This is a genomic window from Aureibaculum marinum (assembly GCF_003813905.1).
GTDB classification, from domain to species: domain Bacteria; phylum Bacteroidota; class Bacteroidia; order Flavobacteriales; family Flavobacteriaceae; genus Aureibaculum; species Aureibaculum marinum.
On record NZ_RPFJ01000020.1, the window covers coordinates 1 to 1163 of the forward strand.

Here is a 1163-nt window from a genome sequence, read left to right on the forward strand (position 1 = left end):
ACTGTACTTTGTTTTTTAGTGCGTTCATAATATGTAATTTAATGGTTAAACAGTTAAGATATATCCTCAGACTCGTTCTAAGGCTTTTATTATTATTTGTGAAATATGTTATTTTTATTTCGACACTGCAAACATAAAACTACTACCAAATTATATTCGGTTAATAAATAATTACTTTCGGTTGTAGTCGGTTACAGTCGTTTGTATGCGGTTTTAATAAAGCTAAAAACCTAATTACAAGTAAGTTACCTTTTTTGTTAATTTTATTCTTTTTAATTACATTTAGTACAAATAATTTAATATAAACTCTACTATGGCGTTTATACAATTGTTGTGCTTCATTAAAAAAAATCGTTCTGAATTGAAAAAATGAATCAAGAAAAATTAATAAAAGCTGGATTTAAGATTAAAAATAACTCGACTGAATTGGAAATCCCAAAGAGTTTATTAAAACGGTATAATAATTTGCCGATTGAATATCTGACGTTTCTTAAGAATTTTGAAGAAATAACGAATGAAGATGATACAGCTTGGTTTAACTTAATTAAAGAGTTTAATGGAAATTCAGAAAGTGAATTTAAATGGAACGAATTTGAATTGTTGAGTTTGGAATGGAGCGAAGATGATAATGAAGAATTAAAGGTTATTACTGGATTTTGGAATCACCATATTCCAATTATTCTGTCAGTAAAAGATGAATATCAATTTTTAGCCATTAGTTTGGAAAAGGAAAAATATGGAGAAATAGTTCACGGAACAGAACCTGAATTTGAAAATATAAAAAAGGTTTGTAACAATTTTAACGAACTGATTGATTTACTTGAAAAAAAGGAATTGAAAAACATAGTCTGAATGAAAACGAACGCACAACACGGTGTATAAAACATAGCTAATAAGTGTAAAACCGTAGGGATTGTGATTATTTACAAAGACCGCCAAATTTTTAATTTGGCTTTTAAAAGAGAAAAATTAAAAACAATAAAAATTCGGCTCTGTGTTAATCCAAAAAGTTAGTGTCTTTTTGCACGCTACGTTTCATACACAAGTCCGTCAGACTGTCTAATAACTTATTGCTTTTAATGGAGTAAAATTTTCATTGTTTTTCAGTTTTTTCGTATCTTCTAACCATGAAATTTATTATTGGAAAAGACCGAAAACAGACC

1 protein-coding gene is annotated in these 1163 nt (G+C 27.8%); it reads left to right on the forward strand.

All coding sequences use genetic code 11. The features are described 5' to 3' along the window. Positions 1-369: 369 nt before the first annotated feature. Positions 370-852, forward strand: coding sequence for an SMI1/KNR4 family protein (locus tag EGM88_RS12585; RefSeq protein WP_123898764.1), 483 nt, complete (start codon positions 370-372; stop codon positions 850-852). Positions 853-1163 lie beyond the last annotated feature (311 nt).

Coding starts and splice junctions, on each gene's coding strand:
- EGM88_RS12585 (WP_123898764.1), top strand. CDS start 370: ATGAATCAAGAAAAATTAATAAAAGCTGGATTTAAGATTAAAAATAAC.